Source organism: Bradyrhizobium sp. Leo170, assembly GCF_004296405.1.
Classification (GTDB): Bacteria; Pseudomonadota; Alphaproteobacteria; order Rhizobiales; family Xanthobacteraceae; genus Bradyrhizobium.
The window spans coordinates 1-397 of sequence record NZ_PSRR01000900.1; the positions used below are offsets into that span (position 1 = coordinate 1).

The following is a 397-nucleotide window of genomic DNA, read 5'->3' on the forward strand; positions in this document are numbered from 1 at the left end:
AATCGTTGCCTTGCCGTCATGGACCTCATGCGACCACACCGGAGCTGGTTTAGGTGGCGGGCTCTGGTTCGTCGCAACTGGGATCATCGATGGAGGCGGCGGAGGAGGAACAAAAACTGGAGTGTAGTAGTACAACGGAGCAGCAAGCGAGGCAGGAGTGTACTGGGACTGGGAGCCGCTGCCCGGCGCACGCCCCGCTTCACCAGCATCGATACTGGCCTGATCCACCTGGCGCCCGGCGCCGTCGACCCAACCCTGACCTTGCTCATGGATCGTTTGTGAACCATCGGGTGTCAGCTCATCGAGAGTGAGGCCGGCGTTGGACTGCGTCACCTTCAGATTGTTGGCACCATCCTTGTCGTCACCGAGCCCCTCGACAACCATGGCGTTGCTACCA

General features: G+C 61.0%; 1 protein-coding gene. It reads right to left on the minus strand.

From position 1 onward, the window contains the following. Positions 1 to 384, minus strand: a 384-nt coding sequence (locus tag CWO89_RS45295) for a DUF1521 domain-containing protein (RefSeq protein WP_245475271.1), incomplete at its 3' end; no start/stop codon positions are given. Positions 385 to 397 lie beyond the last annotated feature (13 nt).